Annotated in this window: 14 protein-coding genes; 8 read left to right on the forward strand and 6 right to left on the reverse strand. The window is 42.9% G+C overall.

The genetic code is table 11. The features are described 5' to 3' along the window. Positions 1-8: 8 nt before the first annotated feature. A complete protein-coding gene (locus ACSFVZ_RS11330; RefSeq protein WP_105175293.1) occupies positions 9-896 on the forward strand; it encodes a LysR substrate-binding domain-containing protein in 888 nt (295 codons plus the stop codon). Positions 897-995: 99 nt separating this feature from the next. Beyond that, positions 996-2,084 (forward strand): alkene reductase, encoded by a 1,089-nt coding sequence (locus ACSFVZ_RS11335; protein ID WP_138557296.1) that lies wholly within the window; start codon positions 996-998, stop codon positions 2,082-2,084. A 7-nt stretch (positions 2,085-2,091) separates the two neighbouring features. Here ACSFVZ_RS11335 and ACSFVZ_RS11340 read toward each other — a convergent pair whose 3' ends face one another. After that, a complete protein-coding gene (locus tag ACSFVZ_RS11340; protein WP_435558884.1) occupies positions 2,092-2,529 on the reverse strand; it encodes a membrane-bound O-acyltransferase family protein in 438 nt (145 codons plus the stop codon). Positions 2,530-2,767: 238 nt separating this feature from the next. Here ACSFVZ_RS11340 and ACSFVZ_RS11345 point away from each other — a divergent pair, with 238 nt between their 5' ends. Together ACSFVZ_RS11345 and ACSFVZ_RS11350 are read left to right on the forward strand one after the other, a co-directional pair. Next, the gene (locus ACSFVZ_RS11345; RefSeq protein ID WP_135923758.1) at positions 2,768-3,142 is read left to right on the forward strand and encodes a type II toxin-antitoxin system RelE/ParE family toxin; all 375 of its coding nucleotides are present in this window, start codon (positions 2,768-2,770) and stop codon (positions 3,140-3,142) included. Then, positions 3,135-3,437, forward strand: a complete 303-nt coding sequence (locus ACSFVZ_RS11350) for a helix-turn-helix domain-containing protein (RefSeq protein WP_135923757.1) — start codon at positions 3,135-3,137, stop codon at positions 3,435-3,437. The genes ACSFVZ_RS11345 and ACSFVZ_RS11350 overlap by 8 nt, the downstream gene beginning before the upstream one ends. A gap of 45 nt (positions 3,438-3,482) precedes the next feature. Here ACSFVZ_RS11350 and hrpB read toward each other — a convergent pair whose 3' ends face one another. Next, entirely contained in the window at positions 3,483-5,903 is a 2,421-nt protein-coding gene (gene hrpB / locus ACSFVZ_RS11355; protein ID WP_435558886.1) for an ATP-dependent helicase HrpB, read from the reverse strand. A 247-nt stretch (positions 5,904-6,150) separates the two neighbouring features. On the opposite strand from hrpB, the gene ACSFVZ_RS11360 reads away from it, so the two are divergent. Then, positions 6,151-6,348 (forward strand): CsbD family protein, encoded by a 198-nt coding sequence (locus tag ACSFVZ_RS11360; RefSeq protein WP_135926245.1) that lies wholly within the window; start codon positions 6,151-6,153, stop codon positions 6,346-6,348. A gap of 40 nt (positions 6,349-6,388) precedes the next feature. Here the strand turns inward: ACSFVZ_RS11360 and ACSFVZ_RS11365 are convergent, their stop codons facing one another. The 4 genes from ACSFVZ_RS11365 to metA all read right to left on the reverse strand — a co-directional run bounded on the left by ACSFVZ_RS11365 (position 6,389) and on the right by metA (position 12,252). After that, on the reverse strand, positions 6,389-7,429 hold the full coding sequence (locus ACSFVZ_RS11365) for a GGDEF domain-containing protein (protein ID WP_435558887.1): 1,041 nt from the start codon (positions 7,427-7,429) through the stop codon (positions 6,389-6,391). Positions 7,430-7,607: 178 nt separating this feature from the next. Then, positions 7,608-10,238, reverse strand: coding sequence for a methionine synthase (gene metH / locus ACSFVZ_RS11370; RefSeq protein ID WP_435558888.1), 2,631 nt, complete (start codon positions 10,236-10,238; stop codon positions 7,608-7,610). 9 nt (positions 10,239-10,247) lie between these two features. After that, complete coding sequence (locus ACSFVZ_RS11375) at positions 10,248-11,315, reverse strand: homocysteine S-methyltransferase family protein (RefSeq protein ID WP_435558889.1); 1,068 nt, start codon at positions 11,313-11,315, stop codon at positions 10,248-10,250. Beyond that, on the reverse strand, positions 11,305-12,252 hold the full coding sequence (metA, locus tag ACSFVZ_RS11380) for a homoserine O-acetyltransferase MetA (RefSeq protein WP_135923752.1): 948 nt from the start codon (positions 12,250-12,252) through the stop codon (positions 11,305-11,307). Before metA ends, ACSFVZ_RS11375 begins: the two co-directional genes overlap by 11 nt. A 246-nt stretch (positions 12,253-12,498) precedes the next feature. Here metA and ettA point away from each other — a divergent pair, with 246 nt between their 5' ends. From ettA to ACSFVZ_RS11395, 3 genes are all read left to right on the forward strand, one after another. Then, on the forward strand, positions 12,499-14,172 hold the full coding sequence (gene ettA / locus ACSFVZ_RS11385; RefSeq protein ID WP_135923751.1) for an energy-dependent translational throttle protein EttA: 1,674 nt from the start codon (positions 12,499-12,501) through the stop codon (positions 14,170-14,172). Between the two features lie 138 nt (positions 14,173-14,310). Next, entirely contained in the window at positions 14,311-14,676 is a 366-nt protein-coding gene (locus tag ACSFVZ_RS11390; protein ID WP_135923750.1) for a PilZ domain-containing protein, read from the forward strand. 53 nt (positions 14,677-14,729) lie between these two features. Then, positions 14,730-15,638 carry a histone deacetylase family protein gene (locus tag ACSFVZ_RS11395; protein WP_235403574.1) on the forward strand — a complete coding sequence of 303 codons (909 nt, stop codon included), beginning with the start codon at positions 14,730-14,732 and terminating at the stop codon, positions 15,636-15,638. The last annotated feature ends 49 nt before the right edge of the window (positions 15,639-15,687 follow it).

Genomic DNA, 15,687 nt, shown 5'->3' on the forward strand with positions numbered 1-15,687 from the left:
GTAAAACCATGAGCGTGATCTCCAACACCCAAGATTTAGAAGCATTTATTAGCGTGGTTGACACCGGCGGGTTCTCAAGTGCAGCCAATGCCTTAGATGAGCAAGTTGCAAAAATATCACGGGCGGTAACTCGGCTCGAAAAATCCTTAAACGTTACCTTATTCAACCGCACCACAAGGCGCATTGAGCTGACCGAAGAAGGTCAGTTATTTTTAGGCTATGCTAGAGAAGCACTGAGTCAGCTTGCACAAGGCGAAGAAGCCTTAAAGCTTCTACACTGCGCCCCATCAGGAAAATTAAGAGTCGATGCTGCAAGTCCTTTTGTGTTTCACCAATTAGCACCACACTTAAAAGCCTTTAACCAAGCTTATCCTGACATAAAACTTGAGATCACCAGCCACGACAACATTATCGATTTACTTGAGCATAAAACCGATATTGCTATTCGTATTGGCGAGCTTGCTGACTCAAACTTGCATGCGCGCACTTTGGGAGTTAGCAAACTACAGCTCGTTGCCAGCCCTGATTATTTAAAAGCGGCACCGCCATTAAACGAGCTAACCGACTTAGCCTCGCACCAGCTTATTGGTTTTACCGATGCGCCGCATTTAAATCACTGGCCGCTAACCACGCCTTTAGACCTAAAATTTTCAATCAGTGCATCAAGTGGTGAAACTGTGCGCCAGCTTTGTATTCAAGGTCACGGCATTACCTTGTTGTCGGAATTTATGATCAACGAAGATTTAAAAGCAGGCCGTTTAGTAAAAGTGCTCGAAGGCGAAGTACTAAGCCCTAATCGCCGCGAAAAAGTGCATGCGGTGTATTATCAAAACAGCGGTGTGTCATCACGAGTATTAGCGTTTTTAGACTTTATAGCACCCAGGTTAACGCTGTAGTTTTTTGCATTTTTAACAAAAGTGTTTTGTGATTACTGGCATTAATTTCATAAATAATTTTCGTTATGCTGAAAGCATATTCGCTTTCAAGGAGCCGTAATGAACAAATTATTCGATACTGTACAACTTGCCGGTCACACACTAAAAAACCGCATTGTTATGCCACCGATGACCCGCTCTCGCTCATCACAACCGGGTGATATCGCCAATGAGTTAATGGCCGACTACTATGCACAGCGTGCCAGCGCCGGCTTAATTATTAGCGAAGGTACACAAATATCAGCCCTAGGAAAGGGTTATGCTTGGACACCGGGTATTTATACTGCCGAGCAAATTGCTGGCTGGAAAAAAGTAACCGACAAAGTTCATCAAGCTGGTGGCATTATGTTTGCCCAGCTTTGGCATGTTGGCCGAGTATCTCACCCAAGTAACACAGGTGGCGAGCAACCAATTGCGCCATCAGCGATTGCAGCTAAAGACGTTAAAGTTTTTATTGATGAAGATGACAAACCCGATTTTGTTGCCACAGCACAGCCACGAGCAATGAGCCATGACGACATCAAACAGGTTATAAACGAATACCGTCAAGCTGCCCGTAATGCTGTAGATGCAGGGTTTGATGGTATTGAACTTCACGCTGCCAATGGTTACTTAATTAATCAATTTATTGATTCAGAGTCGAACCAACGCACTGATGAATACGGCGGCAGTTTAGAAAACCGCTTACGCTTTTTACAACAAGTGGCACAAGCGGTATGTGATGAAATTGGCGCTGAGCGTGTTGGCGTTCGCCTTGCTCCACTCACAACCCTTAATGGGACGGTCGATGATAACCCGTTCGAAACCTATATTGGCGCAGCAAAAGTACTCAATGACCTTAACGTTGCTTATCTGCACATTGCAGAAGCTGATTGGGATGATGCGCCTTTAATGGAGCAAAGTTTTAAGCAAGCTCTGCGTGAAAACTATGCCGGATTAATGATTTATGCAGGCAAATACACTGGCGAGAAAGCAGAGCAAGCATTGGCCGCAGGCTGGGCTGATTTAATTGGTTTTGGTCGCCCGTTTGTTGCCAACCCAGATCTGCCAGCGCGCATTGAACAAGGCATTAAACTGGCTCAGCATGATCCAGATACCCTATTTGGAGGCGGTGCTAAAGGCTACACTGACTACCCTTTAGCAACGTAAAAACGCGCTAAAAAAGGTGGCTCGTCAACCAATAGCTCAATACAATAAAGCTGATGTTGGCGAGCGCTCTTAACAACCATGGAGCAGAGCTAAACTGTATTTGGCTGTACTTGCTTACTAATACCAAAGCGCCCATCACAGTAAACCAAGGAGTAAAAAAGAATAGTGGCTTTAACTTCACTAAACTCACTGCTAAATCGTGCAGCGCACCACTGACAGCAAAAGTAACAACAACCGCACACCAAACCGGCATAATGTCATTGCAAGGCTTCATCACATAACGAGATAGATAATAGCTCCACACCGGATTCCAATATCGCCAAAACAGATAAAACGAGCTAGCACCCAGCGAGCGTGTCAGCATATTGCGCAACGAATCTTTATGCCCAAGAGGCACACCTGTACGTTTTTTAACGTATTGAGCAAGGGTAATAGCTTCAGACACCGGCTTTCTCTTTTTATTAATGAGTCAATTAGACTACTAAACAGCCAACAAAAGAGAAACCAAAACAAGGCTAGAAATTGTAACGGTTTATTTTATTCGTATTGGTTTTGCTCAGATAGATAGCTGGTAATCACCCATTACTTCTGCTATCAACATTAGAGGGACACCAATGAAAACTCCATTATCATTGATTTGCTACTGAGTGGAACATTGAAAGTGTACCCTAATGGAGTATACTATGATTTATAAAACAAAGGATTTTGTTTCGCGCACGAAAAAAGAAAGTTTGTCTGATATTGATTTAATAAACGCTTGCAAAGAGATGTCAGCAGGCCTTTACGATGCAGACCTAGGTGGTAATGTTTATAAAAAGCGCGTAGCCATGGGCAGTAAAGGAAAAAGAGCGGGTTATAGAACTATCGTCGGGGCTGTAATTGGTGATAAATATTTCTTTCTTTACGCGTTTGCTAAAAACGTTAGGGCTAATATAAATGCTAGAGAAAAGTTAGCATTAAAAGAGTTAGCAAAAGAGTTTATTCGTTTTTCCCAAAGTGAACTTGAGCAACTAGTCGATGATGGCGAACTTTTAATTGTAGGTGATGATCATGAGTGACATATTAAAGTCAGTTCACAAAACAGCGAGTGGATTAAAAAAGTCTGGAGTTATAGACAAAACGACTATGCGTAAATTTGACGCATTGTGCCTTACAAATGTTCATGAATTTACCCCCGAACAAGTTCGTAATTTAAGACTGAAGTACAACCTCTCTCAACCGGTCTTTGCTCAATACTTAAATGTCAGTGACAAGTTAGTTAAAAAATGGGAGCAAGGTGATAGCTCACCAAGAGGAGCAGCATTGAAAATGCTCACTCTGGCAGAGCAAAAAGGGCTGGAAGCAATCGCTTAAGACCAACCCAAAGTACTGCAAACTTAATCACTTACTTCATTAAAATCACATCTTACTTTTTACTTTATTAGTCGCTTGACTAGTTGCGGGGTCGTCTGGCCAAAAATGTTTTGGATAACGCCCTTTCATTTCTTTTTGCACATCGCGGTAACTCGTTTGCCAAAAGTTAGCTAAGTCTTGGGTTAGCTGCAGCGGTCGCCGCGCTGGTGATAATAGCTCCATTAATAATGGCAGTTTACCTTGAGCCAGCAAAGGCGTGCTGGTCATGCCATACACTTCTTGCATGCGCACACTGAGCTTTGCTGGGCCATCGAGCTGATAGGTCACTTTTACATTTGAACCACTTGGCACAGTTAATCGTAAGGGCAGGTGTTCATTCAATAGGCTTTGCTGCTGCCAATCAAAACAGCTTTTGATCGCTTCGTTGTAATTGAACTTTTTTAATTGCTCAAGGTTTTTAATATCATCCAAATAAGGTGCAAGCCATTGGTTATCGGCAATTAATTCATCATGATTTAAAAGTGGGAATGATTCTGGTAACAGCTTACTTGCCAAGATCATTCGAATAAGTAACTGCTCACTGTCAGGCTGATCATTAAATAGCGAAAAGCCCTGCTTACTAAATAAATTTAACCACGCTTTAGTGCGCTCGCTCTTATCTAGGGGGTGTTTACTTGGCTGACTCGCTATGGTGATAGCACCGAGCTTAAGCTCATCTTGATGGACAAATCGCCCTGCTTTTTCATCGTATTCGCAGCGAGTTTGCTCAGTAAATAAATGCGAAAGCTCATCTTCAAGCTCACTTGGCATAAAGGCAACAGCAGCAAAAACACGGTTTCCCTTGTGGCCGCCCATATGCGCAATGGCAATATAATCATCGTTATGCCAAAACTCCTCGCTTAAGTCGGCGCCCGCACCGTTGGCAAGTAAATAACCATTCCCGCGCTTTTTGGCTAGGCGGTCAGGAAAAGCAAGCGCCACCAGCAGCGACAAGTACTCTGTTTTAAGCTCATTAACCGGCTTGAGTTGCAAGCGTGATAGCCAATAATTTAATTGCTGCTTAAATACTGGGTGAGGTTTGCTGTGCTGGCTATGCAATGCCAAATTAAGATCAGCTGGCATACTAATTCGGCTTTCAAGCAGTGCCGTTAAATACCCCGCTAATACATAAATACCAGGCATGCGCTGCTCTAGTTGCTTTGCCTTAATGAGCATATGCGAGAGGCGAATATCGGCTCCATAGCTCAGCATTTGGCTGCCAAGCGAAGTAAGCTTTTCATTTTCATCAATGGCTTCGAGCATTTTCAAAAGTGCCGTTGCCTGTTTAACCTGCTGGCTACTTGGTGGATCGAGCAAGCTAAGCTCAGCAAGTGATGCCCCCCACTGCTTTGCCTCTAATAACAACTGACTAATATCACTGGTCAGAATTTCTGGCGCATCATGGCTGTTGCGGCGCTCAAAGGTTTGCTTAGAGCCTAACCGATACACAACCCCCGGCTCAATGCGCCCAGCACGACCAGCGCGCTGTATGGCTGAAGAACGAGAGATACTTTGCGTAACAAGCTCTGTCACACCCGTTTTTAAATTAAAACTGGCAGCACGACGTTTACCGCTATCAACCACAATGCGTATTCCTTCAATGGTCAAACTGGTTTCAGCCACATTGGTGGTTAATACCACTTTACGTTTGCCATTTTTAGCAGGCGCAATAGCAGCTTGTTGCTCATTTTTATTTTGCTCACCATACAAGCTAAATATCTCAACATTATCACCTAAATCGTTTAGAGACTGCTGAACCCGAATGATTTCACGCTGCCCTGGTAAGAATACTAAAGCACTGCCCGTTTGCTCACTAAGCGCTTGTTTTATAACTGCAGGTATGTCATCGAGCCAGCGGCTTTCGTCTTTAAGTGGAATGTACACTTCATCAATGGGGTAGCTTCGCCCTTGTGATGAGATAATAGGACAGCTAAAAAACTCACTGTAACGCTCGCCGTCTAAGGTTGCCGACATCAGTAAGATTTTTAAATCATCGCGAAGTGCAGCCTGTGTTTCGAGGGCAAATGCCAAAGCCGTATCTGCGGCAATTGAGCGCTCATGAAATTCATCAAATATAAGTAAATCAACATCACTAAGCTCTGGATCATTTTGCAACATACGCGTCAGCATGCCTTCGGTGACAATTTCGAGTTTTGTTATGGAGCTTACTTTTGATTCGCCACGAATACGTAAGCCAACACTGTCGCCAACTTTTTCATTTTGCTGACTTGCCAAGTACTGAGCAATATTGCGTGCGGCGAGTCGTCTTGGCTCCAACATAACAATGCGTTTAAAGTGCCCTTCGCGCATTAAGGTAAGAGGTAGCCATGTTGATTTACCCGCTCCCGGTGGCGCTTGCAATAAGGCCATAGGGTTACTCTGTAATGTTGTTAATAGGGATTGATAAATATCTTCAACTGGCAGCACGTTAGGTATCTCTTACTTTCTTTTCGCGCATTGTATCAAAAAATTACAGGCAGGGATGAGTAGCCTTAAATTGCATGAAATAATTACACGCTTCAACCTTTAAACAGGTACAAATTGCAATTAGATAACTCCATCACCTAACACAAAAAATTAAAAACCAATAATATCAATTATTTACTTACAAGGTTGGAGTGGCATAACGATTGCTCCTACTAACACGAATGTTTAACAAAGTAAGGAGATTATGATGAACAGCGATCGTTTAGAAGGTAATTGGAAAGAACTTAAAGGTAAAGCGCAACGTAAATGGGGCGAACTTACTGATGGTGATTTAGATGTGATTGAGGGTAGCCGTAAAGAGCTTGTTGGTAAAATCCAGCAAAAATACGGTAAATCGAAAGAAGAAGCTGAGCGTGAAGTCAGCGACTTTGAAAAAAGCCATTAATTTGAGCAATAAATAAAGCCGCTAATTGCGGCTTTATTTATCAAGCAGGCTCATGCTTTGCTAAATCAACTTCAGCAACCGTTTGATTTTTACCTTGCGATTTAGCACGGTAAAGTCGCTTATCAGCAATGTTTAAGCAGTGATCAACACTCTCATCTGGCACGCGTTGGTATAAACCAATACTTAAGGTGACATGAAAACGATGCTGACCACTAGTGAATGGCTTTTCAGCGAGCTTTTTATGAATGTTGTCTGCAACTTGGTAGGCCCGTTGTTCATTCCCCGCAGGAATAACAATTAAAAACTCTTCGCCGCCCCAACGGGAAATAACATCTTCTTCTGTGCACACTTCTTTAAAGACATCAGAGAAAAATATTAGCACCTCATCGCCCACTTGATGACCATAGGTGTCGTTGATTTGTTTAAAGTTATCAACATCCATCAGCAAGAACACAGCCCCTTCGCCAAAGCGTTTATCTTGTAAGCACTCAGTTGCAAAGCGACGATTTACCAGTTCAGTCATTGCATCATAGCGAGCAAGCTTTTGATTAATTTTAAGTTGCTTCATTAACTCTAAACTGTATTTGTTGCGGTAATATTCGTAGAAGCCACCCAAAATACATAAAATAGAGAAGCACAGCATGACCCGCGTTGGAAAGTAATGACTCGAATAACTGTAATAACCAAATTGATCGGTAAAATAGAAAAGCACTGAGATAATAATGGCAAGCAGGATAAGATCGAACGCTCCGCGCTTTAAGCCACGAATAAAAAATGTTACTGGGGATACAATAAATAGCCATAAAGGCCCTGTGCCATTACTGCCACCCGAGACAGTTAAGAAGCACATCATTGCATAAAGTGCGTACAGCATGAGTACTGAGATAAATTGATCACGCCCCTTTATTAAAAAAGGCAAAGCAAAAATAACAACGCCAACAATTAATAAATAACTTAATGCGATGTAGCCATCTTGATAACTTGTGACCGACATCAACAAAGAGGTCACTGCACCAATAAATGCAAATACGCGTAAGAATCGCGCTTTATCTCTCTCGCTTGCATTCACAGTATCAATCACAATTTCACCTTAGATTCCTTGCTCAACCTCAATAACTTTAACACAAATATTTAAATTAGAAGGAATTTGCCAGTACTAAAGCAATTAAAAAGAAAAAAGTATGAAAAAATGGGCATAAAAAAACGAGCCATTTGGGGGCTCGTTTTTTATTTAAACAAAAGCTAATAACTAAAGGTTATTATTCTGGTTCATAGCCCAAATTAGGCGACAACCAACGCTCAGCTTCAGCAAGTGTCATGTTGGTACGCTTAGCGTAATCTTCAACCTGATCTTTTTGAATTTGCGCCACTGCGTAGTATTTCGCTTCAGGGTGAGAGAAATACCAACCAGAAACTGCAGCACCCGGCCACATTGCGTATGAACTGGTTAGCTTCATGCCAATACGCTGTTCGGTATCAAGTAACTGCCAGATTTTCTTCTTCTCGGTATGCTCAGGACAAGCAGGATAACCTGGCGCTGGGCGAATACCTTGGTAGTTTTCACGAATAAGTTCATCATTCGATAGATTTTCATCTACCGCATAGCCCCAATATTCTTTACGCACTTGTTCATGCAAATATTCAGCAAACGCTTCTGCTAAACGGTCAGCAACGGCTTTAACCATGATCTTATTGTAATCATCTTGCTTGGCATCGAAGGCATCGGCAAGGTCATCCTCTTCAAGACCACCAGTTACCGCAAACGCACCAAAGTAATCAGGGGTGCCTTTTGGCGCGATATAATCGGCTAAGCAGTAGTTAGCAAAGTCGGTTTTTTCAGTTTGCTGACGTAAATGACACGATGTAGTTAAAAGCGTTGTACGCGACTCATCGGTGTAAATCTCAATGTCATCCCCTACTCGGTTTGCTGGGAATAAACCAATTACACCAAGAGGTTGTAGCGCACCTGATTGCTCAAGTTCATCAAGCATTGCATTGGCATCAGCAAATAAGCTTTTAGCTTGTTCGCCAACAATTTCATCTTCAAGAATACGTGGGTACTTACCTGCAATTGACCACGTCATGAAATAAGGTGTCCAGTCGATGTACTGTCTTAACGTCGCAATCGAAACATCTTTAAACTCTGTGACACCTAGCTTTTTCGGCACAGGTGGTGTGTAGTTGTCCCAATCAAGTTTTACAGCGTTGTCGCGAGCACGCTGTAAAGTAACGGGTTTTGAGCGCGGCTTTTTACGTGCTTGTTGTTCACGTACTTTTTCATACTCAGTCTTGGTTTTCTCTAAAAATGCTGGCTTTAACTCTTTTGACAGTAAATTAGAAACCACACCCACAGCACGGCTGGCGTTATTTACGTAAACCACACCTTTATCATACTGAGGTTCAATTTTAACCGCGGTATGCGCTTTTGACGTTGTTGCACCACCAATCAAAAGCGGTAATTCAAAACCACGACGGGTCATTTCTTTCGCAACATGCACCATTTCATCAAGCGATGGGGTAATCAGCCCTGATAAACCAATAATGTCGGCTTTTTCGTCAATGGCGGTTTGCAAGATTTTCTCTGCCGGCACCATCACACCAAGGTCGATAACCTCGTAGTTATTACACTGCAGTACAACGCCTACGATATTTTTACCAATGTCGTGTACGTCGCCCTTAACGGTTGCCATAACCACTTTACCGTTGGTTGCGCCCTCTTCTTTTTCGGCTTCAATGAAAGGATCAAGATAGGCAACGGCGCGTTTCATTACACGAGCAGATTTAACAACCTGAGGTAAGAACATTTTACCTGCACCGAATAAGTCACCTACTACGTTCATGCCGTCCATCAGCGGGCCTTCAATCACTTCGATAGGCTTAGCTTTGCTCTTACGGCACTCTTCAGTATCTTCGTCAATATACTCGGTAATGCCTTTTACTAACGCATGTTCAAGGCGCTTTTCAACAGGCCAAGTACGCCACTCTAAATCTTCTACTTTCTCTGCTTGCGCCATACCTGAGTATTTTGGTGCAAGTTCAACAAGTCGCTCACCAGCACCTGGGTCGGTATTGAGGATCACATCTTCTACAGCTTTTCGCAGCTCTTCGGGGATATCATCGTAAACCGCTAATTGGCCAGCATTTACAATGCCCATATCCATACCCGCTTTAATCGCGTGGTATAAAAACACTGAGTGAATAGCTTCACGCACTGGGTTGTTGCCGCGGAACGAGAACGACACATTCGATACACCACCCGACACTTTACAATGCGGTAAGCCTTGCTTGATTCGACGTGTACCTTCGATAAACTCAACAGCGTAGTTATCGTGCTCTTCAATGCCCGTTGCGACAGCAAAAATGTTCGGGTCAAAAATAATGTCTTCTGGTGGAAAGCCAATATCATCAACGAGTATTTTGTAGCTTCGCTGACAAATCTCGAACTTACGATCAGCAGTTTCAGCTTGCCCTTTTTCATCAAACGCCATTACAACCGCAGCAGCGCCAAAGCGCTTAATTAGTTTAGCTTGGCGGATGAATGGCTCTTCACCTTCTTTTAGTGAAATTGAGTTAACAATGGCTTTGCCTTGAATACACTTTAAGCCTGCTTCAATCACATCCCATTTCGATGAGTCGACCATGATAGGTACTTTTGAGATATCAGGCTCTGAGGCAATTAAGTTTAAAAATTTTACCATCGCCGCTTTTGAGTCCAACATGGCTTCATCCATGTTGATATCAATCACTTGCGCGCCATTTTCTACTTGTTCACGGGCAACATCGAGAGCGGTCTCGTAATCTTCTTCCATGATCAAGCGCTTAAACTTAGCCGAGCCAGTTACATTGGTACGCTCACCGACGTTAGTAAATACAGCAATTTGGTCAGTCATGTCGGTTTCCTAGTTTAAGTTGCACGCTTCAAGGCCCGATAAGCGCATACGCACTTCAAGCTCTGGCAGTTGGCGAGGCTTAACACCACTCAGGCCTTTCGCAAACGCCTTAATATGAGCCGGTGTGGTGCCACAACAACCACCTACAATGTTAATAAAGCCAGATTTGCCCCAATCGATAATTTCTTTAGCCATTTCAGGGGCTTCTAAATCATATTCACCAAATTCGTTCGGTAAACCTGCATTTGGATGCACCGAGGTAAAGGTTTCACAAACACGCGATAACTCTTCAACATACTGGCGCAGTAAGTCTGGGCCAAGGGCGCAGTTGAGGCCAATTGAGAGCGGTTTAATATGGCGAATAGAGTTATAAAATGCTTCGGTGGTTTGTCCTGATAAAGTACGACCAGAGGCATCGGTAATGGTGCCTGAGATCATCACAGGCAAACTACGACCAGCTTGCTCGAAAGCTTCTTCTACGGCAAACGAAGCGGCTTTTGCATTAAGCGTATCAAAGATGGTTTCAATCAAAATAAGGTCTGCGCCACCTTCCATCAGTGCCAGTGTCGACTCAACATACGCAGCCACCAGCTTATCAAAATTGATATTGCGATAACCAGGGTCATTTACATCTGGTGAAATAGAGCAGGTTTTTGACGTTGGCCCAAGCACACCCGCTACATAACGCGGTTTACTTGGATCTTTTGCTTCAAACTCATCACACACGCCGCGCGCAAGTTTCGCTGACTCGAGGTTGATTTCGCGACTAAGACTCGCCATATCATAATCTTCCATCGAAATAGTCGTGGCATTAAAGGTATTGGTTTCGATGATATCGGCACCGGCTTCTAAGTAAGCACGGTGAATATCAGCAATGATCTTTGGCTGAGTCAGGCTTAATAAGTCATTATTGCCTTTAATAAGTACATGCCAGTCTTTAAAGCGCTCACCGCGATAGTCTTGCTCTTCTAATTTATATTCTTGGATCATGGTGCCCATCGCGCCATCGAGGATTAAAATTCGCTGTTTCAGCGCCTCGGTCAATTGTTCGCGTTTATTCACTACATTACTCGGCATAGTTGTTAGTCCTTACGTCTTGGCTAACTAAGTTAATATCATACGGTGTAGTTTGGTACACATAATAGTTTAACCAATTCGAAAACAATAAAAAGGCATGACTTTGCCATGTTTTCGATGGTTCGTTATCTGGGTTATCATCTGGGAAATAATTTTCTGGTTTAGGTGCGTCTGCAGACTTCTCGCTATCACGCAGGTACTCTTCTTTTAAGGTATGCGCATCGTACTCTGGATGACCTGTAATATACACTTGGCTGCCAGACTTATTCTTAATTAAATAGGCACCAACTCGCTCAGAACCAGCTAACACCACCAAATCATCACAGGCAGTGATCTTATCAATATCAATATGACCATAGCGAGAGTGTGGCACTAAAAAGGTATCATCAAAGCCACGGGTGAGTGCTGCGTGGTCAAAATAGCTTTTGTGGGTAAATACACCACTTAACTTATTTGGTTTAAGTTCACGCTTAAGACCATAGTGGTGATAAAGCCCCGCATGGGCCGCCCAACACGAAAACAGCGTAGAGGTAACATGCTGCTCAGCCCAGTCTAAAATCACTTTAAGTTCATCCCAATAGACAACATCGTCATACTCTAAATGTGCAAGCGGCGCACCCGTGATGATCATGGCATCGTAGTTATTGTCTTTTACCTCAGAAAAATAACGATAAAACGTATCTAAGTGCTGCTCAGAGTTACTACTGCTGCGGTGGGTATCTAAGCGCAACAGCTCAACATTAACTTGTAGCGGTGAGTTAGCTAGTAAGCGAATAAACTGCACCTCGGTTTCTACTTTGTTTGGCATTAAGTTTAAGATGGCCAAACGCATTGGGCGAATCTCTTGCGTTTTCGCACGGCTTTTTGGCATTACAAACACGTTTTCCTGACGTAACTTTGCAATAGCTGGCAATTCATCTTTTACTGTAATGGGCATAGCGGGCTCCGAGCATACATATTAGAGTGCTAATTATGAACGGATAGTTAGAAATTTCAACCTCTAGATGTTTAGATGTCCAAATGAAGTGATATTTCTGAGTGGTCATTAATTAAAATGTATGACTCTTTGAGTAAATAACACCTTGATATTAAGCCTATCATAAACGCTGAATTCTGTATTTTGAGGTAGTTTGGGTATACAATACTTGCTGTTAATTTTTATTATAAATTGAAGGCTTCTTTCATGGTGTTACCAGACAAGTTTATATTCTCGATGAGTCGAGTATCTAAGGTTGTGCCACCTAAGCGCACTATCTTAAAAGATATTTCTTTACACTTTTTCCCAGGCGCAAAAATTGGTGTGCTAGGTCTAAACGGTGCAGGTAAATCGACGTTACTGCGCATTATGGCCGGTGTTGACCAAGACTTTGAAGGTGAAGCTCGCCCTCAACCAGGCACTAAAATCGGTTACTTACCGCAAGAACCGCAGCTAGACGAGAACAAAACAGTTCGCGAAACAGTAGAAGAAGCGGTAAGCGAAGTTAAAAATGCATTAAATCGCCTAGATGAAGTATACAACGAGTATGCAATGGACGGTGCAGACTTCGATGCGCTTGCTAAAGAGCAAGGTGAGCTTGAAGCTATCATCCAAGCACACGATGGTCACAATATTGATAACGTGTTAGAGCGTGCAGCTGATGCATTACGCCTACCACCTTGGGATGCAAAAATTGAACACCTTTCGGGTGGTGAGCGTCGCCGAGTTGCGATCTGCCGTTTACTACTTGAAAAACCAGATATGCTTATTCTTGACGAACCGACTAACCACTTAGACGCTGAGTCAGTTGCTTGGTTAGAACGCTTCTTACACGACTACGAAGGTACTGTGGTTGCTGTAACCCACGACCGTTACTTCTTAGATAACGTAGCAGGTTGGATTTTAGAGCTTGACCGTGGTGAAGGTATTCCTTGGGAAGGTAACTATTCATCGTGGCTTGAGCAAAAAGATTTACGTTTACAACAAGAACAGAAATCTGAAAAAGCACGTCAAAAATCAATCGCACAAGAACTTGAATGGGTTCGTTCAAACCCGAAAGGCCGTCAAGCTAAGTCTAAAGCACGTATGGCACAGTTCTCAGAGCTTCAACAAAATGATTACCAAAAGCGTAACGAAACGAATGAGCTATTCATTCCACCGGGTCCACGCTTAGGTGACCAAGTTATCGAAGTGAAAGGCCTGAAGAAGAGCTTTGGCGACCGCGTATTAATTGATGACTTAAACTTTGCAATGCCTAAAGGCGCTATCGTAGGTATTATCGGTGCCAATGGTGCAGGTAAATCAACGCTTTTCAAAATGCTAAGCGGTGAAGAAAAGCCTGATAGCGGTGAGATCATTGTTGGTGAAACAGTAGAGCTTGCAACTGTTGATCAGTTCCGTGGCAACATGGACGAGAGCAACACTGTTTTCCAAGAAATCTCAAACGGCCAAGACGTATTGAAAATTGGTAACTTTGAATTCCCAAGCCGTGCCTATGTTGGCCGCTTTAACTTCAAAGGTAACGACCAACAAAAATTCGTTAAAGACCTATCAGGTGGTGAGCGCAACCGTTTACACCTAGCTAAGCTGTTAAAAGCTGGTGGTAACGTATTACTTCTGGATGAGCCAACCAATGACCTAGACGTTGAAACACTACGTGCACTTGAGAACGCTATTTTAGAGTTCCCTGGCTGTGTAATGTGTATCTCGCATGACCGTTGGTTCCTTGACCGTATTGCTACACATATTCTTGATTACCGTGACGAAGGCCAAATTAACTTCTTCGATGGTAACTACACAGAATACGAAGAGTGGTTGAAGAAAACCTTAGGCGCCGAAGCGGCACAACCTAAGCGTATCAAATACAAAAAAATTGGCTAATTAGCTGATATTATAAAAGCCCCAGTTTAGGGGCTTTTCTATAACTATTAACTTTCATCAGTAATTATCAGCTGTTTTCTCTCATTCATTTCATATTGAACTATACTGTTTAGGCTAAAAAGTATGGAGAATAGAGACATGAATGAACGCAGAGAGTTTTCTAGGGTGCTATTTTCTTGCCCGGCTGTCCTTCATATAGAAGGTAACGACTATCACTGTCAGTTACTTGATTTATCATTACAAGGTGCACTTATCACTAAAAGTGATTCATTTTTAATACCTATCCATTCTAAAGCCGATTTAATTTTCACCCTACCCGAATCAAGTATTGAGATAAAAATGCAAGTTGAACTGTGTCATGTTGAACATCAACATGCTGGGCTTCGCTGCGAACATATTGATATAGATAGTATTAGCCACCTTAAGCGACTCATTGAGCTAAACCTAGGTGATGAAGCTCTATTGCATCGAGAACTAGCGCATTTAATTCACGCTCCAGAGTAAACATCTGCTCAGAAATTCGCTATGCTGTAGCAAATTCAGCTATCCAATGAGCTATGCAGTTAAATCCCCATTTACCTTTGGTTTATCATCCTAATTATTCGTTTAGCTTCGATCCAAACCACCGCTTTGTAATGAGTAAGTTTGCTTATTTATATGAGCATGTGCAAAACCTTGGATTAATAAATGACAACCTAACTCAGCCGATGCTTGGCACGCCTGAACCCCTTGAGTTAGTACATTGTGAAAACTACATCCACGACCTTTGGCATAATCGTTTAGATGAAAAAGCGATGCGCCGCATAGGCTTACCTTGGTCAAAAGAGTTAATGGCACGTACCTTTACCGCCCCACTTGGCACCTTACAAACAGCACGCTTAGCGCTGAAACATGGCATCGCTTGTCACTTAGCCGGTGGCACTCATCATGCGCATACTGATTTTGGCTCAGGTTATTGCATGGTAAACGACCTAGCGTTCACCAGTGAAACCCTAATAAAAAGTGGTGAAGTGACCAATATACTTATTTTTGACTTAGACGTTCATCAAGGTGATGGCACCGCAGCAATGCTCGCACATCAACCTTATGCTTATACCTGTTCGATTCACTGTGAAAAGAACTTTCCGTTTCGAAAATCGGCCAGCGATTTAGATATTGGTTTAGCACCGAATGTCGCTGATAGTGAATACCTAGGCGTTGTTGACGATACTCTGAGTTATTTATTAAACACCTTAAACCCAGACTTAGTGCTTTATGATGCCGGTGTTGATGTGTGGCAGCAAGATGGCTTAGGAAAACTTGATATAAGCTGGCAAGGGATAGCGCAACGGGACCATTTAGTTCTCAAGCGTTGCCTTGAGCACAATGTACCTGTCGCAACCGTAATTGGTGGTGGCTATGATAAAGACCATCGTCGTTTAGCGGCTCGCCATGGCATTGTAGTTGAGCAAGCTGCTCGTTTTTAATATCAGCAATGAAAAAAGGCCCGGGGAGAAAAAACCGGGCCTTTGCTAC

Origin of the sequence: Pseudoalteromonas nanhaiensis (assembly GCF_051235485.1) — a bacterium.
Taxonomy (GTDB): domain Bacteria; phylum Pseudomonadota; class Gammaproteobacteria; order Enterobacterales; family Alteromonadaceae; genus Pseudoalteromonas; species Pseudoalteromonas lipolytica_C.

Coding starts and splice junctions, on each gene's coding strand:
- ACSFVZ_RS11330 (WP_105175293.1), top strand. CDS start 9: ATGAGCGTGATCTCCAACACCCAAGATTTAGAAGCATTTATTAGCGTG.
- ACSFVZ_RS11335 (WP_138557296.1), top strand. CDS start 996: ATGAACAAATTATTCGATACTGTACAACTTGCCGGTCACACACTAAAA.
- ACSFVZ_RS11345 (WP_135923758.1), top strand. CDS start 2,768: ATGATTTATAAAACAAAGGATTTTGTTTCGCGCACGAAAAAAGAAAGT.
- ACSFVZ_RS11350 (WP_135923757.1), top strand. CDS start 3,135: ATGAGTGACATATTAAAGTCAGTTCACAAAACAGCGAGTGGATTAAAA.
- ACSFVZ_RS11360 (WP_135926245.1), top strand. CDS start 6,151: ATGAACAGCGATCGTTTAGAAGGTAATTGGAAAGAACTTAAAGGTAAA.
- metH (WP_435558888.1), bottom strand. CDS start 10,238: ATGACTGACCAAATTGCTGTATTTACTAACGTCGGTGAGCGTACCAAT.
- ACSFVZ_RS11375 (WP_435558889.1), bottom strand. CDS start 11,315: ATGCCGAGTAATGTAGTGAATAAACGCGAACAATTGACCGAGGCGCTG.
- metA (WP_135923752.1), bottom strand. CDS start 12,252: ATGCCCATTACAGTAAAAGATGAATTGCCAGCTATTGCAAAGTTACGT.
- ettA (WP_135923751.1), top strand. CDS start 12,499: ATGGTGTTACCAGACAAGTTTATATTCTCGATGAGTCGAGTATCTAAG.
- ACSFVZ_RS11390 (WP_135923750.1), top strand. CDS start 14,311: ATGAATGAACGCAGAGAGTTTTCTAGGGTGCTATTTTCTTGCCCGGCT.
- ACSFVZ_RS11395 (WP_235403574.1), top strand. CDS start 14,730: ATGCAGTTAAATCCCCATTTACCTTTGGTTTATCATCCTAATTATTCG.